The sequence below is a fragment of the Paraburkholderia dipogonis genome (genome assembly GCF_046027395.1).
GTDB lineage: Bacteria > Pseudomonadota > Gammaproteobacteria > Burkholderiales > Burkholderiaceae > Paraburkholderia > Paraburkholderia dipogonis_A.
Genome location: NZ_JAQQEG010000020.1, coordinates 98656 through 112417 on the forward strand (window position 1 = coordinate 98656; position 13762 = coordinate 112417).

Genomic DNA, 13762 nt, shown 5'->3' on the forward strand with positions numbered 1-13762 from the left:
CCGAATGTCGCGGCGTGTCGAATCGAAACGTGTATGCGGGGAGTGCCGCTTCGGGCGGCTCGTCGTGCGCGTCAATTGAACGTTTCAACTGGAAGAGGGCGCCGCGATGAAACTGCGCGTTGGCTACGAGCTGGTCTATGAGTGCGTGCAACCGACGCCGATGATGCTGATGTTGAACACCCACTATTCGCATGCGAAAGAGGTGCTGAATCCTGATTTGCTGGTGGTCGATCCGCCGGTGCCGATCAGCCAGTATCGCGATTCGTTCGGCAATCTGTGCAGCCGGCTGGTGGCGCCGCCGGGAAAAATTGCCTTTTCGACGAGCGCGGTGCTGGAGGTGTCGTCCGAGCCGGAGATGCGGCCGCCGTACACGGAGCAGCATCCGGTGGAAATGCTGCCCGACGATACGCTGGTGTTTCTGCTCGGCAGCCGCTATTGCGAAACCGATCTGCTCTCCGAATTCGCGTGGCAGACCTTTGGCAAGCTGCCGCTCGGGCGCGGGCGCGTGGATGCGATCTGCAATTACGTGCACAACCACATCGTGTTCGGCTACGACTTTGCGCGGCCGACCAAGACCGCATGGCAGGCCTGGCAGGAGCGCAAAGGCGTGTGCCGGGACTTCGCGCATCTGGCCGTGGCGCTATGCCGGGCCATGAATATTCCGGCGCGCTATTGCACAGGCTATATCAGCGATGTCGGCCTGCCGCCGCCGTACGCCACGATGGATTTCGCCGCGTGGTTCGAGGCCTATATCGGCGGATGCTGGCAGACCTTCGACCCACGCAACAACGCGCCGCGTACGGGGCGTGTGCTGATGGCGCGAGGGCGCGACGCGGCGGACGTGGCACTCAGCAATGCGTTCGGGCCGACGCAGTTGTTGAAGTTCGCGGTGGTGTGCGAGGCCGTCTAGCTGCGTTGCGGATACCGACCTGAAGCCGCCCGAGCGCTGCGCAGCCCGCACTCGATATTAACAACGGCATTCACGCAATCCGGCTCGGCGTCATTCCCCGAGCGCCAGCGCGCGCTTCCTTCGCACCAACGCCGCGCCGACTGACACCGCCGCGCCGATGCCGCCCATCGTCAGCGACAGGATCACGATCAGCGGACCGGTTTGCGTGCGCGCGGAGAACACACTGACCAGCAGGCCGGCGAGCGGCTGCGTGATGTTGTTGAGAAGGATCACCACGCCGGTCGTCTTGCCGTAGTCCTGCGGCGGAATGATTTGTTGCCGCGCGCTGCGGATGTAGACGTTGAACATCTTGTCGAAGCCGACGATCAGCAGGAAGCCGAGCGCATAGCCCCACGGCGCCGCGCTTGCACCAGCGATCACACCGCCGGCGCAGATCGAGACGAAGGCAACCAGTCCCAGGGTGCGCGCCGGCCAGGCGGCGCGTGCGATCGTCAACAGAATCAGCACCGTGGCCACGGCGCCGGCTGTTTGCAGTCCGGCATAGTAGTGATTCGATTGCGCGTGAAGGCCGGTCACCATGGCCGCGGACGTGGCGAGCGTCACGCCGATCACCAGATTTTCGGCGGCGGCGAGCAGCACGACTTTCTTCAGGCCAGGCAGCACCAGCACATGCCGTAGCGCGATGCGCAACGGCAGTGTCCAGTGACCCGGAGCCAGGGCCGACGGCTTGGCGGCGCGAAAACCGCTCGCGCGTTGCCACAGCAGCAGCGCGCCATCGGCGAGGAGAAACAGCACGCCGGTTGCGCCGACGACCCATTCCCAACGCCACAGGCCGAGCAGCAGCGCGGCGAGCATCGGGCCGAGCACGAACCCCAACTGGTCGGCCAACTGCGAGTAGGCGAGCACGCGCTGAAACTGCTGTGTGCTGAAAATCTGCGGCAGCATGACTTCACGCGCGACGAGGCCTTGGCTCGTCAACACGCCGCATACGGCCGAGAGTGCGATCAACCAGCCGATACCGCCGAACAGCGCATAAGCGAGTATGCCGCCGAAACATGCCAGCGCCCGCACGGTCTGGCTCACGCGCATCAACCTGAGCGGCGAGATGCGGTCGCACAGGGCGCCGAAGAAAGGAAACACCAGATAGCGCGGCAGCGTTTCGATAAAGAACGCGAGGCCCGACCACGAGACTTGATGCGTGGTCTGGAAGACGACGAGCGGCACGAGAAACAGCAGGACCTGATCGGCGAGACGCGCGACAAACAGCGAGCAGAAGAAAGCCTGATGGTTGACGCGCACCGTTCATGTCCCGCCGTTTATGGGTCGAGACCGATCCTATCAAAGATAGAGCGCCCCCGCCCCTAGCCCGCTTGCTGCGCCGTGGATTCTCAACGCAACTGCAAGCAGCCCGCGCGCCGACGGCGACGCGTGTGCAGGGCCGCCACACTTCAATCGCCGCGATAAGCCGTTTCGAGCGGCGCGATATCGAGCTTGATCATGCTCATCATCTGCTTCATCACGCGGCTCGCCTTGACGGTGTCCGGGTCGCGCAGCATCTCGCCGAGTACGTCGGGCGCGATCTGCCACGAGACGCCGAACCGGTCCTGAAGCCAGCCGCACTGCCACTCCTTGCCGCCGTCCAGGAGTCTCGTCCAGTAACGGTCGATTTCCTCCTGTGAATTGCAGTGCACGAACAGCGAAATCGCCGGCGTGAAGGGGAACTGCGGGCCGCCGTTCAGGGCCATGAACTCCTGGCCCTCGATCTCGAACGTGATGGCCAGCACGTCGCCCTCTGGCCCGGGTCCGGCGTCCGTGTAGTGCATCGTGGTGGCGATGCGGGAATCGGAAAACACGGACGTATAGAAGCGTGCCGCATCTTCGGCATTGCCGTCGAACCACAGGCACGGCGCAATCTTTTGCATGACGTTTCTCCTCCTTCTCACCGGACGGACCGCGCCTTACTTCATGCAGTCCATGGCTTGCTGGATTTCTTCCGGGCTCAGGTCGCGCTTGTGCGTGGCCAAAGACCAGCTATGGCCGAACGGGTCTTTCACCTGGCCGTAACGGTCGCCCCAGAACATATCGGTGACCGGCATCACGACGGTCGCGCCGGCGTCGACGGCCTGCTTGAAGCTGGCGTCGACATCTTCCACATAGTAGTGAATGGTGACCGGCGTGCCTTTTAGCGTATTCGGGCCGAACGACTGGTGCTCGGGCCATTCGTCGGTCAGCATCAGCATGGAATCGCCGATCTTCAGCGTGGCGTGCATGACCTTGCCGCCGGGGCCCGGCAGGCGGACCTGTTCGACGGCGTTGAAGGCCTTGGTGTAGAACGCGATGGCGTCCGCGGCGTTGGCGCAGATCAGATACGGGGTGAGCGAGTGCATCCCGTCGGGGATCGGTTTGACAGCGTTGCTGGACATGACGGCGACTCCTTGAAGTAACAGGTTCGTGAGTTGAAAGACCGACTGTGCGAGCCAGGCCTTCAACGTTACGACGAGTACGCCATCTGTGAATCGACACTCCGGAAAAAATATTTTTGGCCGGGCGTACGGCGAGCGGCCGGGGCGCGTGTTTCAACCGGCCGGATTGTCCTCTTCCGGCGGCGCGGCGGACGGCGCCGGCGTGCCGCCACGCGGCGCGCCGAGGATGGCGATCTGGAACGTCGGCGTCGCCGCGAGCGATTGCAGCGTGGCGTCTTCGGGAATGTGTTCGAACAGCGGCAGAATCACCGAGCCGCCGATCACCGCGCGCCGGCTGTCATCGGCGGGCCGCAAGCCCCATACGTCCTGATAGACGACCGGCACCGCGCTGCCGTTGCGGGTGGTGTTGCCGATATACAGCATCACATGGCCGCCGATGTAGATCAGCGTGCGCAACGGCTCGCCGTGCTGAGCGAGATAGTCAAGCCGCTGCGCGGGCGTGGACGACGACAGGTCGATCATGCGGCCGGCGTTCATCTGCGTGGACGAATGGCGCGGCAGCCAGACCCCGAACGCGGCGAAGATGCTTTGCAGTTCCGACGAACAGTCGTTGTAGAAGCCGCTGTTGCCCCACCCGTAGGGGCGGCCGATCAGCGTTTTCATCAGCATCGCCAGATGGCGCGGCGTCGCGGCGAACGGCGCCGGCGCGATTTGCGCGTCGCTCAGGGCGGCGGTGCGGATCAGCGCCTGGCCGTCGGCGTCGCGCGCTGGCACGAGCACTTGACGCGTAACTACAGCGTTGACCGAGCCGCCGGCGTCGCTCGCGGCAGGCTTTGCCTGCGTCGGCTGCGCGGCGTTGGCAGGCACGATCGGCAGCAGCGTGCCGGCCGGCGCGTCGAAGCGGAACACGCCGCGGCTGTCGCGCACCGGCGCCGACGCCACGATCACCGCACCGAGTGATTTACCCGTGGCTGCGCGCCATGTATCCACGAAGCGGTCGTTGGCCATGCCGACGCCGTCGCTGCGCACCCAGCCCTGCACGTCGGGCGTCTGCACGTAGTGCCACGCGCCGTCGACGCTGCTGCCGAGCACATACAGTGGCGTGCCGGGCCGCGCGGCCGAAATCTGCAGGTTGTCGAACGGATAGCCTTCGCCGGCCAGATGATGGTCGTAGAACGATGGGTCGGTGGTCGGCAGTTCGCGCACCATCAGGTTGCTGGTGGCGATTGCGCGGCGCTGCGGCTGATAAACGGCCAGCTGCGTGAACTGCGCGACGTTCATGTTTTGCGCGATGGCGTCGATCCACGCCTTGTCGTGCGGCCGGAAATTTTCGCCGTAACCGATGTCCGCGCCGCTCTTGCCCGTGTTATCGAACTTGCCGATGCGCCGCTGCTGCAATGCCGCAATGTCCGCGCCTTGCTGGCGATAGACGCGCATCGTCACGAAGTTGGCATTCCACGGCGAAGGCGCCGATGTGCCGGTACCGAAGTAGCGCGCGTACAGGGCCTTGAAGTGCGCCTGCTGGTCCGCGAGACTCAGGAATGGCTGGTCGTAGTCCGGGCTGTCCGGCTCGAGCCAGTGATCGACGTCCTGATCGTAGTGTGCGATGGGGAACAGCGTGACGGTGTCGACCGGCGCGTGCGCGTCGTGCGCCGGCGACGGATTGCTGCAGGCGGTAATCGCCGCGAGCGCGGCACACAGCGCGGCGGCGCGGCAAGCGTTTGGCCAGGCGGCGGCGAGGCGGGACAGAACGGCAACGGGCATGAGGTTCGGCGAAGAAGGTCCAGGGCACGATGATACGGTGTTGGCGCATTGTGCGGCACGTCGTACCGGCGCCGTGTCGTACGCACCCGTTGTGCCCACCCAAACACAACGCTTATGTGGTTTCATTGGGGTTCGCATCGTCAATAGAGGCTGCGCGATACCGCGTTTCACGCGCAGGCTGCCGCAGCCGGCGAGCGTTCCACTACGCTCACTGCTCAACCCAACGCATGGCCTCGAAAAAACGCTCGTACGAGGCCGTCTAACCAAGGAGAACTACATGCAAACCAGCGCACGCAATCAATTCGCCGGCGAAGTCACCGGACTGAAACATGGCGCCGTGAACGACGAAGTCACGCTGCGCACCCAGGACGGTCTCGAGATCGTGTCGATCATCACGCACGGCAGCGCGACGTCGCTCGGCCTCGCGGTGGGCAAGCAAGCCTTCGCGCTGGTCAAGGCGTCGTCGGTGATCATCATGGTCGACATTACGAAGGAGCAGGTGTCGGCGCGCAATTGCATCGCCGGTACGGTGTCGGCGGTCACGAAGGGCGCGGTGAATTCCGAAGTGTCGATCAGCGCCGGCGGCGCGCAGATCGCGGCAATCATCACCAACGAGAGCGTCGATCGCCTCGGCCTCGCGAACGGCAAAGCCGCGACGGCGATTTTCAAGGCATCGAGCGTGATCATCGGCGTCGATCGGTAATCGTCGTGTGGTTTTTCCCGGTGGTTTCCGCTTTGCGCGGAGGCCGACGGGTCTGACGGAACCGGAAGGAAAGAGGGCTTTGCTGTGTGCCCGTCGCCGCGCGGCGCCAGCGCGCGCCGTGAAGGGAACGGCGGCATGCTTTAAACTGCACGACTCGCTGTTCCTCTTTCCGCTTTCATCACGGACGCCGTCATGTTCGAAGTCTCCTCCGCCTCGCATCTGCCCAAAGCCGCGCATTACGAAGAACTGGTCGCCCAGGCGCGCTCGCTGCTCGCTGGCGAAACCGACTGGATCGCCAACGCCGCGAATTTTTCCGCCTTCGTGTTTCATTCCCTGACCGATCTGAACTGGGCCGGCTTCTATTTCCACGACGGCCAGGAACTGGTCGTCGGACCATTCCAGGGCAAGCCCGCGTGCGTGCGTATCGCCCTCGGCAAGGGTGTCTGCGGCACGGCCGCGCAAACCCGGAAGACGCAGGTCGTGCGCGACGTGCACGAGTTTCCCGGGCATATTGCCTGCGATTCGGCATCGCAATCGGAAATCGTCGTGCCGCTCGTCGCGCCGGACGGCACGCTGATCGGCGTGTGGGATGTGGACAGCCCGGTCGTCGCGCGCTTCGACGAAGAAGACGCGAAGGGCATGGAAGCGCTGTGCGCGGTGTTCATCGAAGCGGCGCTGCCGCGCGCCGCGTAAAAAGCACAGTAGCGGCGCGGCGGCACCGTATGCTTTTCCGTACATAGAGTCAATGCAGTTCAGGGGATGGGTCGGCGGACCTCATCCCGCTATCGTTCTCTCCAACGCGCTCGAGACAGCTCATGAGCGCGACGAACCCCACCAGGTTTTGGAGACACGCATGAGTTCCGCCACTGCCACCACCAGCCCGCTGACATTTCAACGCTCCCCCGCGTTACCCCGCAATTGCACGTTCGATAGCCACGACTGGGAGATTCTCAGCCGCTACTGGCATCCGGTGGCGTTCGCCGCCGAAGTTAGCGACAAACCCATCAGCGTGACGCTGCTCGACGAACCGCTCGTGGTGTTCCGCTCGAACGGCCAACTGGTGAGCGCGCGCGATATCTGTCCGCACCGCGGCGCGCCGCTCAGCCAGGGTTGGGTCGAGAACGGCAATATCGTGTGCCCGTACCACGGTCTCGCCTATAACAGCGAAGGCAAGTGCAAGCACATTCCGTCGCAAACGGACTGCCCGATTCCCGAACGCCTGCATCTCGTCACGTATGCGACGCAGGAAGCGTACGGGCTCGTGTGGGTGTCGCTGGGCGGCGGCACGGAAGCCTTGCCTGCGTTTCCGAACTGGAACGATCCCGACTTCCAGCAGATCCTGCCGCCTTCGATCGACATCAACGCATCGGCCGGACGCCAGACCGAAGGCTTCATCGACGTCGCGCATTTTGCGTGGATTCACCACGACAGTTTCGCGGACCGGCATAACCCGGTGGTGCCGCAGTATTCCGTCGAGCGGCGCGAGCGCGGCATGCATGCGGAGTATGTGAGCAGCGTCAGCAACTTTCCGAAATCGATGCAGCATCGCGCGCCTGACGGCTATCTGTGGCGCCGGATTTTCGAAGTTGACGTGCCGTTCTTCGCGCGTCTCACGGTGCATTTTCCCGAGGAAGGGCGTCTGTCGATTCTGAACGCCGCGAGCCCGATATCCGCGCGCAAGACGCGTCTGTTCGTGCCGATCGTGCGCAACTTCGACAAGGACCTGCCGCTCGACGACGTCTACGCGTTCAATCGTCAGGTGTTCGAAGAAGATCGCGCGATCGTCGAGCAGCAGCGTCCGGAAGACCTGCCGATCGACCGCGCGGCGGAAGCGCCGATTCTGGCCGATCGTTCGTCGGGTGCGTATCGGCGTGCGCTGGCCGAGATCGGTCTCGGCCAGGCCTATGTGCGCTGAAGCGCGCCGCGATTCGGGAGACAAGCCATGAAAGTATGGGAATGTGTGATCTGCGGCTTTCGCTATGACGAAGCGCTTGGCCTGCCCGAAGCGGGCATCGCGCCGCGCACGAAGGGGGAAGACGTGCCGGACGACTGGCTGTGTCCGGACTGTGCCACCGGCAAGCACGATTTCGAAATGCAGGTGATTGCATGACGGCCGCCCAGCAGGAGAACAACGCGCCGCCGGTGGTGATCGTCGGCACCGGCATGGCGGGCTATACGGTTGCGCGCGAGTTGCGCAAGCTCGACAGCAGCGTGCCGATCGTGATGATCAGCCGCGACGACGGCAGCTTCTATTCGAAGCCGATGTTGTCGAACGCGCTGGCGATGAAGAAAGAGCCGCATACGCTGGCCAGTTTCGACGCGCTGGCGATGGCGGCGCAACTGGGTGCATGGATTCGCGTGCGCCAGAAGGTCGAGCGCATTCTGCCGGCCGAGCATACGTTGGTCGTGGATAACGCATTGGTGGGCTACAGCAAACTGGTGCTGGCCACCGGCGCCGATCCGCGCCGCTTGCGCGTGGCGGGCGACGGCGCGAATGATGTGTTGTCGATCAACGATCTCGACGATTACGTGCGCTTTCGCCTCGCGCTCATGCGTTGCCGTTCGGTGGCGATCCTCGGCGCGGGGCTGATCGGCTGCGAGTTCGCGAATGATCTGGCGGCCGCCGGATATACGGTCGATCTGATCGATCCTGCCGCAACGCCGCTGGCGCGTCTGCTGCCGCAGGAAGTCGGCGAAATTTTCGCGCGCGGCCTCGGCACCGGTGGTATCCGCTTTCATGCGGGCCGCAGCGTGAACCGGATCGATCGCCTGTCGGACGGTTACCGGCTGAGTTTCGCTGACGCTGAACCGATCGACGCCGACCTCGTCGTGTCGGCGATCGGGCTCGCGCCGCGCACGTCGCTGGCCGCTGCGGCGGGCCTCGAAATCGATCAGGGTATCCGCACCGACGCGTGGTGCCGCACCAGCGCGCCGGACATTTACGCGCTCGGCGACTGTGCCGCGATCGACGGCAAAGTGCAGCCTTATGTCTTGCCGATCATGCACGCCGCGCGTGCTCTAGCGCGAACCTTGGCCGGCGAGCCGACGCGCGTCGCTTTCCCGGTGATGCCGATCACAGTGAAGACACCGGCGACGCCGGCCGTCGTCGTCACGCCTGAAGGCGAGGGCGCCTGGTCGATTGAGACCGGCGTCGATGCGGCCGCGCACGCGGCGCGCGCCGTCTGCAAGGACGCCTCGAGCGAACGGCCTCTCGGCTTTGCTCTACTCGGCGCGGCGGTGGAAGGCAAAGCGGCGCTTGTCAAGGCGATGGCCGCGGGAGGCGCGAACTAACCCATAACAATCTTCCGTCTGACCGACCTTACTTTGTGATCGCTCGGTGTCTGAAAGGGGCCTGTCACCTCGAAGGTATCCGATGATTGCATTCGCGCCGCAAGCTCTCTCGCTTGCGGCGTTTTTTTATGGGCGGAAAAAGGCGGGATGACGTGGCCTTGCAGTTTACTTAGGAAGCCAGATCTTTAGCGACGCTGGCAATCAGCCTGCGCAACCATACCGCCGCCACGCTGCGATGCGTGCGGTCGTGCCAGAGCTGATAGTAGGTGAGCGCGCGCGGTTCGCCGGGAACCGGCTCGATGCGCAGCGGCAGGAGTTTCGTGTAATGGGTGGCGAGCGCGCGCGTGGTGGTGAACAGCAGATTGGAGCGCGCAAGCACGTAGGGCGCCATGCCGAAGTAGGGTAGCGTCGTCGTGACGGTGCGCGACAGGCCGTTGCGCGCGAGTTCGATATCGACGGTGCCCCACGCCGTGGTGTTGTAGGTCGTCACGGCCAGATGGTCGGCTTCTTCGTAGACCGGCTTGCTCAGGCGGCCGGGTTTGATCGGGTGGCCGTTGCGCATCAGGCACACCAGTTCGTCCTTGCACAGCGGTTGCAAATGCAGATGCTCCGGCGGCGTGCCCCAGTTGCCGATCACCAGATCGAGAAAGCCGCTTTCCAGGCCGTGTTCGTAGCCGCCGTCCACCATCATCAGATGCCTGAACTCGAGCTTGGCGTGCGGCGCTTCGCGATGAAACGCGTCGACTACGGCGGGAACGAAGAACGCGTCGAGATAGTCCGGTGAGCCGATGCGAAAGGTCTGATTGGTGGTCGCCGGATTGAACGTCGTGGTGGGATGCAGAATGGCGGCGATGCTGTTCAGCGCCTGCGCGGTGGGTTCGATCAAGGTCAGCGCGTGTGCCGTGAGCACCATCCGGCTGCCGCTGCGCACCAGCAGCGGATCGCCCGTCATGTCCCGCAATTTGCGCAGCGCCACGCTCACGGTCGGCTGCGATTGTCCGAGCAACGCCGCCGTGCGTGAGACGCTCGATTCGGTCAGCAGCGTGTGCAGCACCTTGAGAAGGTGCGAGTCGATGACTTCCTTGGACATGAAATGCGGGACGCTGTCTCGTGGGGATCCGTGTGGAACGGTGCCGCGAAACGGCGTGTTTTATCGGGGGGATCGTCAGCGAAATATATCCACGGATATAGCGGTCGTCAATCCGGCGCAGCCCTGCCCTAGGTATCCGAACGCCATTGCGCAAGGGCTCATGAAAGTTCGAATATCCCGGCAATAGCGAGACGCGTATGACGCGCGGATGCGCGAGCGCGTCGGTTGGGAGGATTGGGGATTACACCAAGGGAAACGATTGGCGCGAAGAATGCGGGGCAGCGAATTCGGTGGGGGCGCGAAAGCCGTTATCATACGCACGGTTGCCCGAAACATCGGACCGGATTTCGGGGCTTTGCTGTTTGCGCCCACGCGTCAATAACACATCCGATCGCTTTCACTACTCAGGAAAAAACAAAAGGCCGGCGCGATGCAAGTCCCCCTCCACGCCGAAATGCGTACGCGCGATGCCGCGCTTGCCTCGGCGCCTTACGGCATGTTCATCTGCAACGCGAACGGCACGTTCGACGCCGTCAACGCCGCTTTCGAAAAGCTGACTGGATTTGCAGCGGCAGAACTGATTGGCCGGCGTACTTTCGAGTCTTTGTTCGATCCCGCCGAACTCGCGAAGCGCCGCGCCGAACTGCTGCCGCTTGCCGCGGTGACTTCTCGCTATGAAGCCGAATGGAGCTTTTTGCGGCGCAACGGTACGCCGGTTCGCGTGGTGCTGGCGTTGGCGCCGCTCATCGCCGAGCCCGCGGATCCGGGTGGTCTCGCCATCACACCTGCGCTCTACGTGGGCATCGCCATCGACATGACGCGTTACGCGCAATCGGAAGCGCGCCTCTGGTACGTCGCGCATCACGACGGCGTGACCCGCCTGCCGAATCAAACGCTTTTTACTGAACGCCTGGAACTGACGATCGCGCGTTGCCAGCGTAGCGGCAGCGGTTTTACCGTGCTGATCGCCGAACTCGATCATCTGCGCAAGCTGCGCGATGCGCTCGGGTTGCATGCGGCCGAACTTGTACTGCAGATCGTCGGTGAGCGATTGCGCGGACTCTTTCCGAACGACGGCACGATCGCCTCGATCGGCGGCACGCAGTTCGCCTTGCTGGTCAACGAAACCGGCGCGGCCGCCGATGCCTTCGCCGCCGAAGCGCTGGGCCGCATCGCCGAGGCGATCGACTACGCCGGCACCACGTTGAACATTACCGCGAGCATCGGCATCGTAGCTTATCCGGCCGACGGCGGCGATGCGCCTACGCTGATGCGTCGTGCGGGCGTGGCGTTGTCGGCGGCTTCGGCCGTGAGCGGCAATGCGGTGCGGCGGTTTTCCGCCGCGCTCGAAGGTCAGGCGGCGCGCCGCTTCGAACTGGAGACCATGCTGCGCGATGCGATCGAGCGCCAGCAACTGCATCTCGTGTATCAACCGCAGGTGACGCTCTCCAACGGCCGCATCGCGCAAGTGGAGACGTTGCTGCGCTGGAACCATCCGCAGCGCGGCTTGATCAGTCCCGTCGAATTCGTGCCGGTCGCGGAGGAGGCGGGGTTGATCGAGCAGATCGGCGAATGGGTGATCCGAACCGCGTGCCGCGACGCCGGCAAATTGTTGCGGCTGACGGGCACGTTGCCGCGCTTCGCGGTGAACGTGTCGCCGCAGCAGTTCCAGCGGCAGAATCTGTTCGAGACGATCCGCGAGGCGTTGGAAGATGCTGCGCTCGACCCTTCGTACCTCGAGGTGGAAATCACCGAGGGTGTGCTGCTCGGCGACACCGAACAGGCTTTGCAAACACTCTTTGCGTTGCGCGATCTCGGCGTGGAGGTGGCGGTGGACGACTTCGGCACCGGCTATTCGAGCCTCGCGTATCTCACGCGTTTTCCGCTGAATCGCCTGAAAATCGACCGCTCGTTTGTGATGCGCATGAGCACCGATCCGCAGTGCGCGGCGCTGGTCGGCGCCATCATCGCGATGGCGCATGCGCTCAAATTGCGCGTGACGGCCGAAGGCGTCGAAACGGCCGAGCAGGCCGCGCAACTGGAAGCGCTCGGGTGCGATGAAGCGCAAGGTTTCTGGTTCTCGCGTCCGATTACCGTCGCCGCACTGCGTAATTTGCTGAGGCCGTTGGGCGCTCCCTGACGCGCAGTTTTGCCGGCGGCACGGATCCCATGCTCACGCGCATGCTTAGCCATCCATATCAATGCTGGATCTTTTGCAGCGCATCGCCGCGATGAACGGCATGCTTGCCGCTCTTTTCGCTTTGTACTTCGTAATGTGGATCGGATGCAGACGCATCGACGGTTTTACCGTCCACGGTCGTATGGGTAGAAATGACACGCACGACCTTGCCGTGCGTGACGCCTTGCGGCGTGTTCCAACTGACGCGATCTCCAGGCTTCAATTGTTGGGACATTAGACGCTCCTTTGCCCGGACCAGGGACGGCGTAAAGCGCCTCGCTGGTGAGGCTTTGCATGGTTGCACTGCGGCTGTTCGCATGTTCAAGCAAGCAGCGTGCCTCTGCGCATGAAATGTAAAGGGCGGGAACGTATCCTGCTTCGTTGCGTCAAGACACCTATACCGTAACGGAACGAAGACTCAAGATGAACGATCTCCTCGCCCGACTCTTTCACTTCCAGCCGTCGTTGCTCGTCACGCTGACGCACGACGCCCTTCATATCGTGCTGGCCGTACTCATCCTCGTGGTCGGCTGGTGGCTCTCGAATCGCGTCGGCACGATGTTCGCCCGCGCGCTTGCGCGCACGCATGCGGACCCGACGCTCGCGCCGATGCTGGCAGCGATGAGCACCTGGGCTTTGCGAGTGCTCGTGTTCATCGCGGCACTCAGCGAAGTTGGCATCGCGACCGCGAGCGTGCTGGCGGTGCTCGGCGCCGCCGGCCTCGCGATCGGCCTCGCGTTGCAAGGCACGCTGCAAAATATCGCGGCCGGCATGATGCTGTTGATGCTGCGGCCATTTCGCGTCGGCGACGTGATCGAAGGCAGCGGCGCGGCCGCGGGCATCGTGCGCGAAGTGGGGCTCTTCACCACGCGTATCGAGCGTGGCGACGGCAACGCTGTGTTCGTGCCGAACAGCCAGATCTGGAGTAATCCGGTGATCAACTACAGCAGCGGCGGCACGCAGCGCATCGAGGTCGAAGTGGGCCTCGCGCAGCGCAAGGACATCGACGCCGCGATCGGCGAATTGAAGAAGCTGGTCGCCGACGAGCCGCGCGTGCTGAGCGGCGCCACGCTCGCGCCGATCGTGACGGTAGCGGACTATCCAGACGACGGCGGCGCGACCCTTCGCATCGCGGCATGGGTGCGCACGCCGGACGCGTCGCTGACCAGCGGCGACCTGCACGAGCACGCGCAGGCCGCGCTCGAACAGGCCGGCTGCCCGGTCGCGGCGTAGTAGGCCACCTTGCGATCGTCAGCGGGCCTGTTGCTGCCCGTGTGCGCTGGTATAGCGCACGAGGCGCCTCGTGCAGAACGAGGCTCGTGCGATCACGGCACCGCGTCTATAGCCAGCCTCCGGTCATTCATGTTGGACGGACCCGTTTGATTCGACGCCGATGTGTCGA

At 64.0% G+C, this 13762-nt stretch carries 14 protein-coding genes; 8 read left to right on the forward strand and 6 right to left on the reverse strand.

Annotated features, from left to right (window positions below):
- Positions 1–106 precede the first annotated feature (106 nt).
- Positions 107–910, forward strand: coding sequence for a transglutaminase-like domain-containing protein (locus tag PQR32_RS21285; protein WP_310812496.1), 804 nt, complete (start codon positions 107–109; stop codon positions 908–910).
- Between the two features lie 90 nt (positions 911–1000).
- Here PQR32_RS21285 and PQR32_RS21290 read toward each other — a convergent pair whose 3' ends face one another.
- The 4 genes from PQR32_RS21290 to PQR32_RS21305 form a co-directional block, all read right to left on the reverse strand.
- Positions 1001–2209, reverse strand: a complete 1209-nt coding sequence (locus PQR32_RS21290; protein WP_408231272.1) for an MFS transporter — start codon at positions 2207–2209, stop codon at positions 1001–1003.
- A gap of 149 nt (positions 2210–2358) precedes the next feature.
- Positions 2359–2832 carry a VOC family protein gene (locus PQR32_RS21295; RefSeq protein ID WP_408231275.1) on the reverse strand — a complete coding sequence of 158 codons (474 nt, stop codon included), beginning with the start codon at positions 2830–2832 and terminating at the stop codon, positions 2359–2361.
- Between the two features lie 36 nt (positions 2833–2868).
- Positions 2869–3333 (reverse strand): VOC family protein, encoded by a 465-nt coding sequence (locus PQR32_RS21300; RefSeq protein ID WP_408231278.1) that lies wholly within the window; start codon positions 3331–3333, stop codon positions 2869–2871.
- A gap of 153 nt (positions 3334–3486) precedes the next feature.
- Complete coding sequence (locus PQR32_RS21305) at positions 3487–5097, reverse strand: SH3 domain-containing protein (protein WP_408231281.1); 1611 nt, start codon at positions 5095–5097, stop codon at positions 3487–3489.
- A 277-nt stretch (positions 5098–5374) separates the two neighbouring features.
- On the opposite strand from PQR32_RS21305, the gene PQR32_RS21310 reads away from it, so the two are divergent.
- From PQR32_RS21310 to PQR32_RS21330, 5 genes are all read left to right on the forward strand, one after another.
- On the forward strand, positions 5375–5800 hold the full coding sequence (locus PQR32_RS21310) for a TOBE domain-containing protein (RefSeq protein WP_408231284.1): 426 nt from the start codon (positions 5375–5377) through the stop codon (positions 5798–5800).
- A 192-nt stretch (positions 5801–5992) separates the two neighbouring features.
- Positions 5993–6493 carry a free L-methionine (R)-S-oxide reductase MsrC gene (gene msrC / locus PQR32_RS21315; RefSeq protein ID WP_408231287.1) on the forward strand — a complete coding sequence of 167 codons (501 nt, stop codon included), beginning with the start codon at positions 5993–5995 and terminating at the stop codon, positions 6491–6493.
- Positions 6494–6653: 160 nt separating this feature from the next.
- Complete coding sequence (locus PQR32_RS21320; RefSeq protein WP_408231290.1) at positions 6654–7715, forward strand: aromatic ring-hydroxylating dioxygenase subunit alpha; 1062 nt, start codon at positions 6654–6656, stop codon at positions 7713–7715.
- Positions 7716–7742: 27 nt separating this feature from the next.
- On the forward strand, positions 7743–7910 hold the full coding sequence (locus PQR32_RS21325) for a rubredoxin (RefSeq protein ID WP_408231293.1): 168 nt from the start codon (positions 7743–7745) through the stop codon (positions 7908–7910).
- Complete coding sequence (locus PQR32_RS21330; protein ID WP_408231296.1) at positions 7907–9091, forward strand: NAD(P)/FAD-dependent oxidoreductase; 1185 nt, start codon at positions 7907–7909, stop codon at positions 9089–9091. Before PQR32_RS21325 ends, PQR32_RS21330 begins: the two co-directional genes overlap by 4 nt.
- A gap of 169 nt (positions 9092–9260) precedes the next feature.
- On the opposite strand, the gene PQR32_RS21335 is transcribed toward PQR32_RS21330, so the two are convergent.
- Positions 9261–10181, reverse strand: a complete 921-nt coding sequence (locus PQR32_RS21335; protein ID WP_408214432.1) for a LysR family transcriptional regulator — start codon at positions 10179–10181, stop codon at positions 9261–9263.
- 430 nt (positions 10182–10611) lie between these two features.
- Between PQR32_RS21335 and PQR32_RS21340 the strand changes: the two genes are divergently transcribed.
- Complete coding sequence (locus PQR32_RS21340; protein WP_408231299.1) at positions 10612–12321, forward strand: putative bifunctional diguanylate cyclase/phosphodiesterase; 1710 nt, start codon at positions 10612–10614, stop codon at positions 12319–12321.
- A gap of 58 nt (positions 12322–12379) precedes the next feature.
- Here PQR32_RS21340 and PQR32_RS21345 read toward each other — a convergent pair whose 3' ends face one another.
- On the reverse strand, positions 12380–12595 hold the full coding sequence (locus tag PQR32_RS21345; protein ID WP_408231302.1) for a hypervirulence associated TUDOR domain-containing protein: 216 nt from the start codon (positions 12593–12595) through the stop codon (positions 12380–12382).
- 188 nt (positions 12596–12783) lie between these two features.
- On the opposite strand from PQR32_RS21345, the gene PQR32_RS21350 reads away from it, so the two are divergent.
- Positions 12784–13593 carry a mechanosensitive ion channel family protein gene (locus tag PQR32_RS21350; RefSeq protein WP_408231305.1) on the forward strand — a complete coding sequence of 270 codons (810 nt, stop codon included), beginning with the start codon at positions 12784–12786 and terminating at the stop codon, positions 13591–13593.
- Positions 13594–13762 lie beyond the last annotated feature (169 nt).

What these genes read in the sequence shown, in the direction of transcription:
- PQR32_RS21285 (WP_310812496.1), top strand. Translation starts at nt 107, where the DNA reads ATGAAACTGCGCGTTGGCTACGAGCTGGTCTATGAGTGCGTGCAACCG.
- PQR32_RS21295 (WP_408231275.1), bottom strand. Translation starts at nt 2,832, where the DNA reads ATGCAAAAGATTGCGCCGTGCCTGTGGTTCGACGGCAATGCCGAAGAT.
- PQR32_RS21300 (WP_408231278.1), bottom strand. Translation starts at nt 3,333, where the DNA reads ATGTCCAGCAACGCTGTCAAACCGATCCCCGACGGGATGCACTCGCTC.
- PQR32_RS21305 (WP_408231281.1), bottom strand. Translation starts at nt 5,097, where the DNA reads ATGCCCGTTGCCGTTCTGTCCCGCCTCGCCGCCGCCTGGCCAAACGCT.
- PQR32_RS21310 (WP_408231284.1), top strand. Translation starts at nt 5,375, where the DNA reads ATGCAAACCAGCGCACGCAATCAATTCGCCGGCGAAGTCACCGGACTG.
- msrC (WP_408231287.1), top strand. Translation starts at nt 5,993, where the DNA reads ATGTTCGAAGTCTCCTCCGCCTCGCATCTGCCCAAAGCCGCGCATTAC.
- PQR32_RS21320 (WP_408231290.1), top strand. Translation starts at nt 6,654, where the DNA reads ATGAGTTCCGCCACTGCCACCACCAGCCCGCTGACATTTCAACGCTCC.
- PQR32_RS21325 (WP_408231293.1), top strand. Translation starts at nt 7,743, where the DNA reads ATGAAAGTATGGGAATGTGTGATCTGCGGCTTTCGCTATGACGAAGCG.
- PQR32_RS21330 (WP_408231296.1), top strand. Translation starts at nt 7,907, where the DNA reads ATGACGGCCGCCCAGCAGGAGAACAACGCGCCGCCGGTGGTGATCGTC.
- PQR32_RS21335 (WP_408214432.1), bottom strand. Translation starts at nt 10,181, where the DNA reads ATGTCCAAGGAAGTCATCGACTCGCACCTTCTCAAGGTGCTGCACACG.
- PQR32_RS21340 (WP_408231299.1), top strand. Translation starts at nt 10,612, where the DNA reads ATGCAAGTCCCCCTCCACGCCGAAATGCGTACGCGCGATGCCGCGCTT.
- PQR32_RS21345 (WP_408231302.1), bottom strand. Translation starts at nt 12,595, where the DNA reads ATGTCCCAACAATTGAAGCCTGGAGATCGCGTCAGTTGGAACACGCCG.
- PQR32_RS21350 (WP_408231305.1), top strand. Translation starts at nt 12,784, where the DNA reads ATGAACGATCTCCTCGCCCGACTCTTTCACTTCCAGCCGTCGTTGCTC.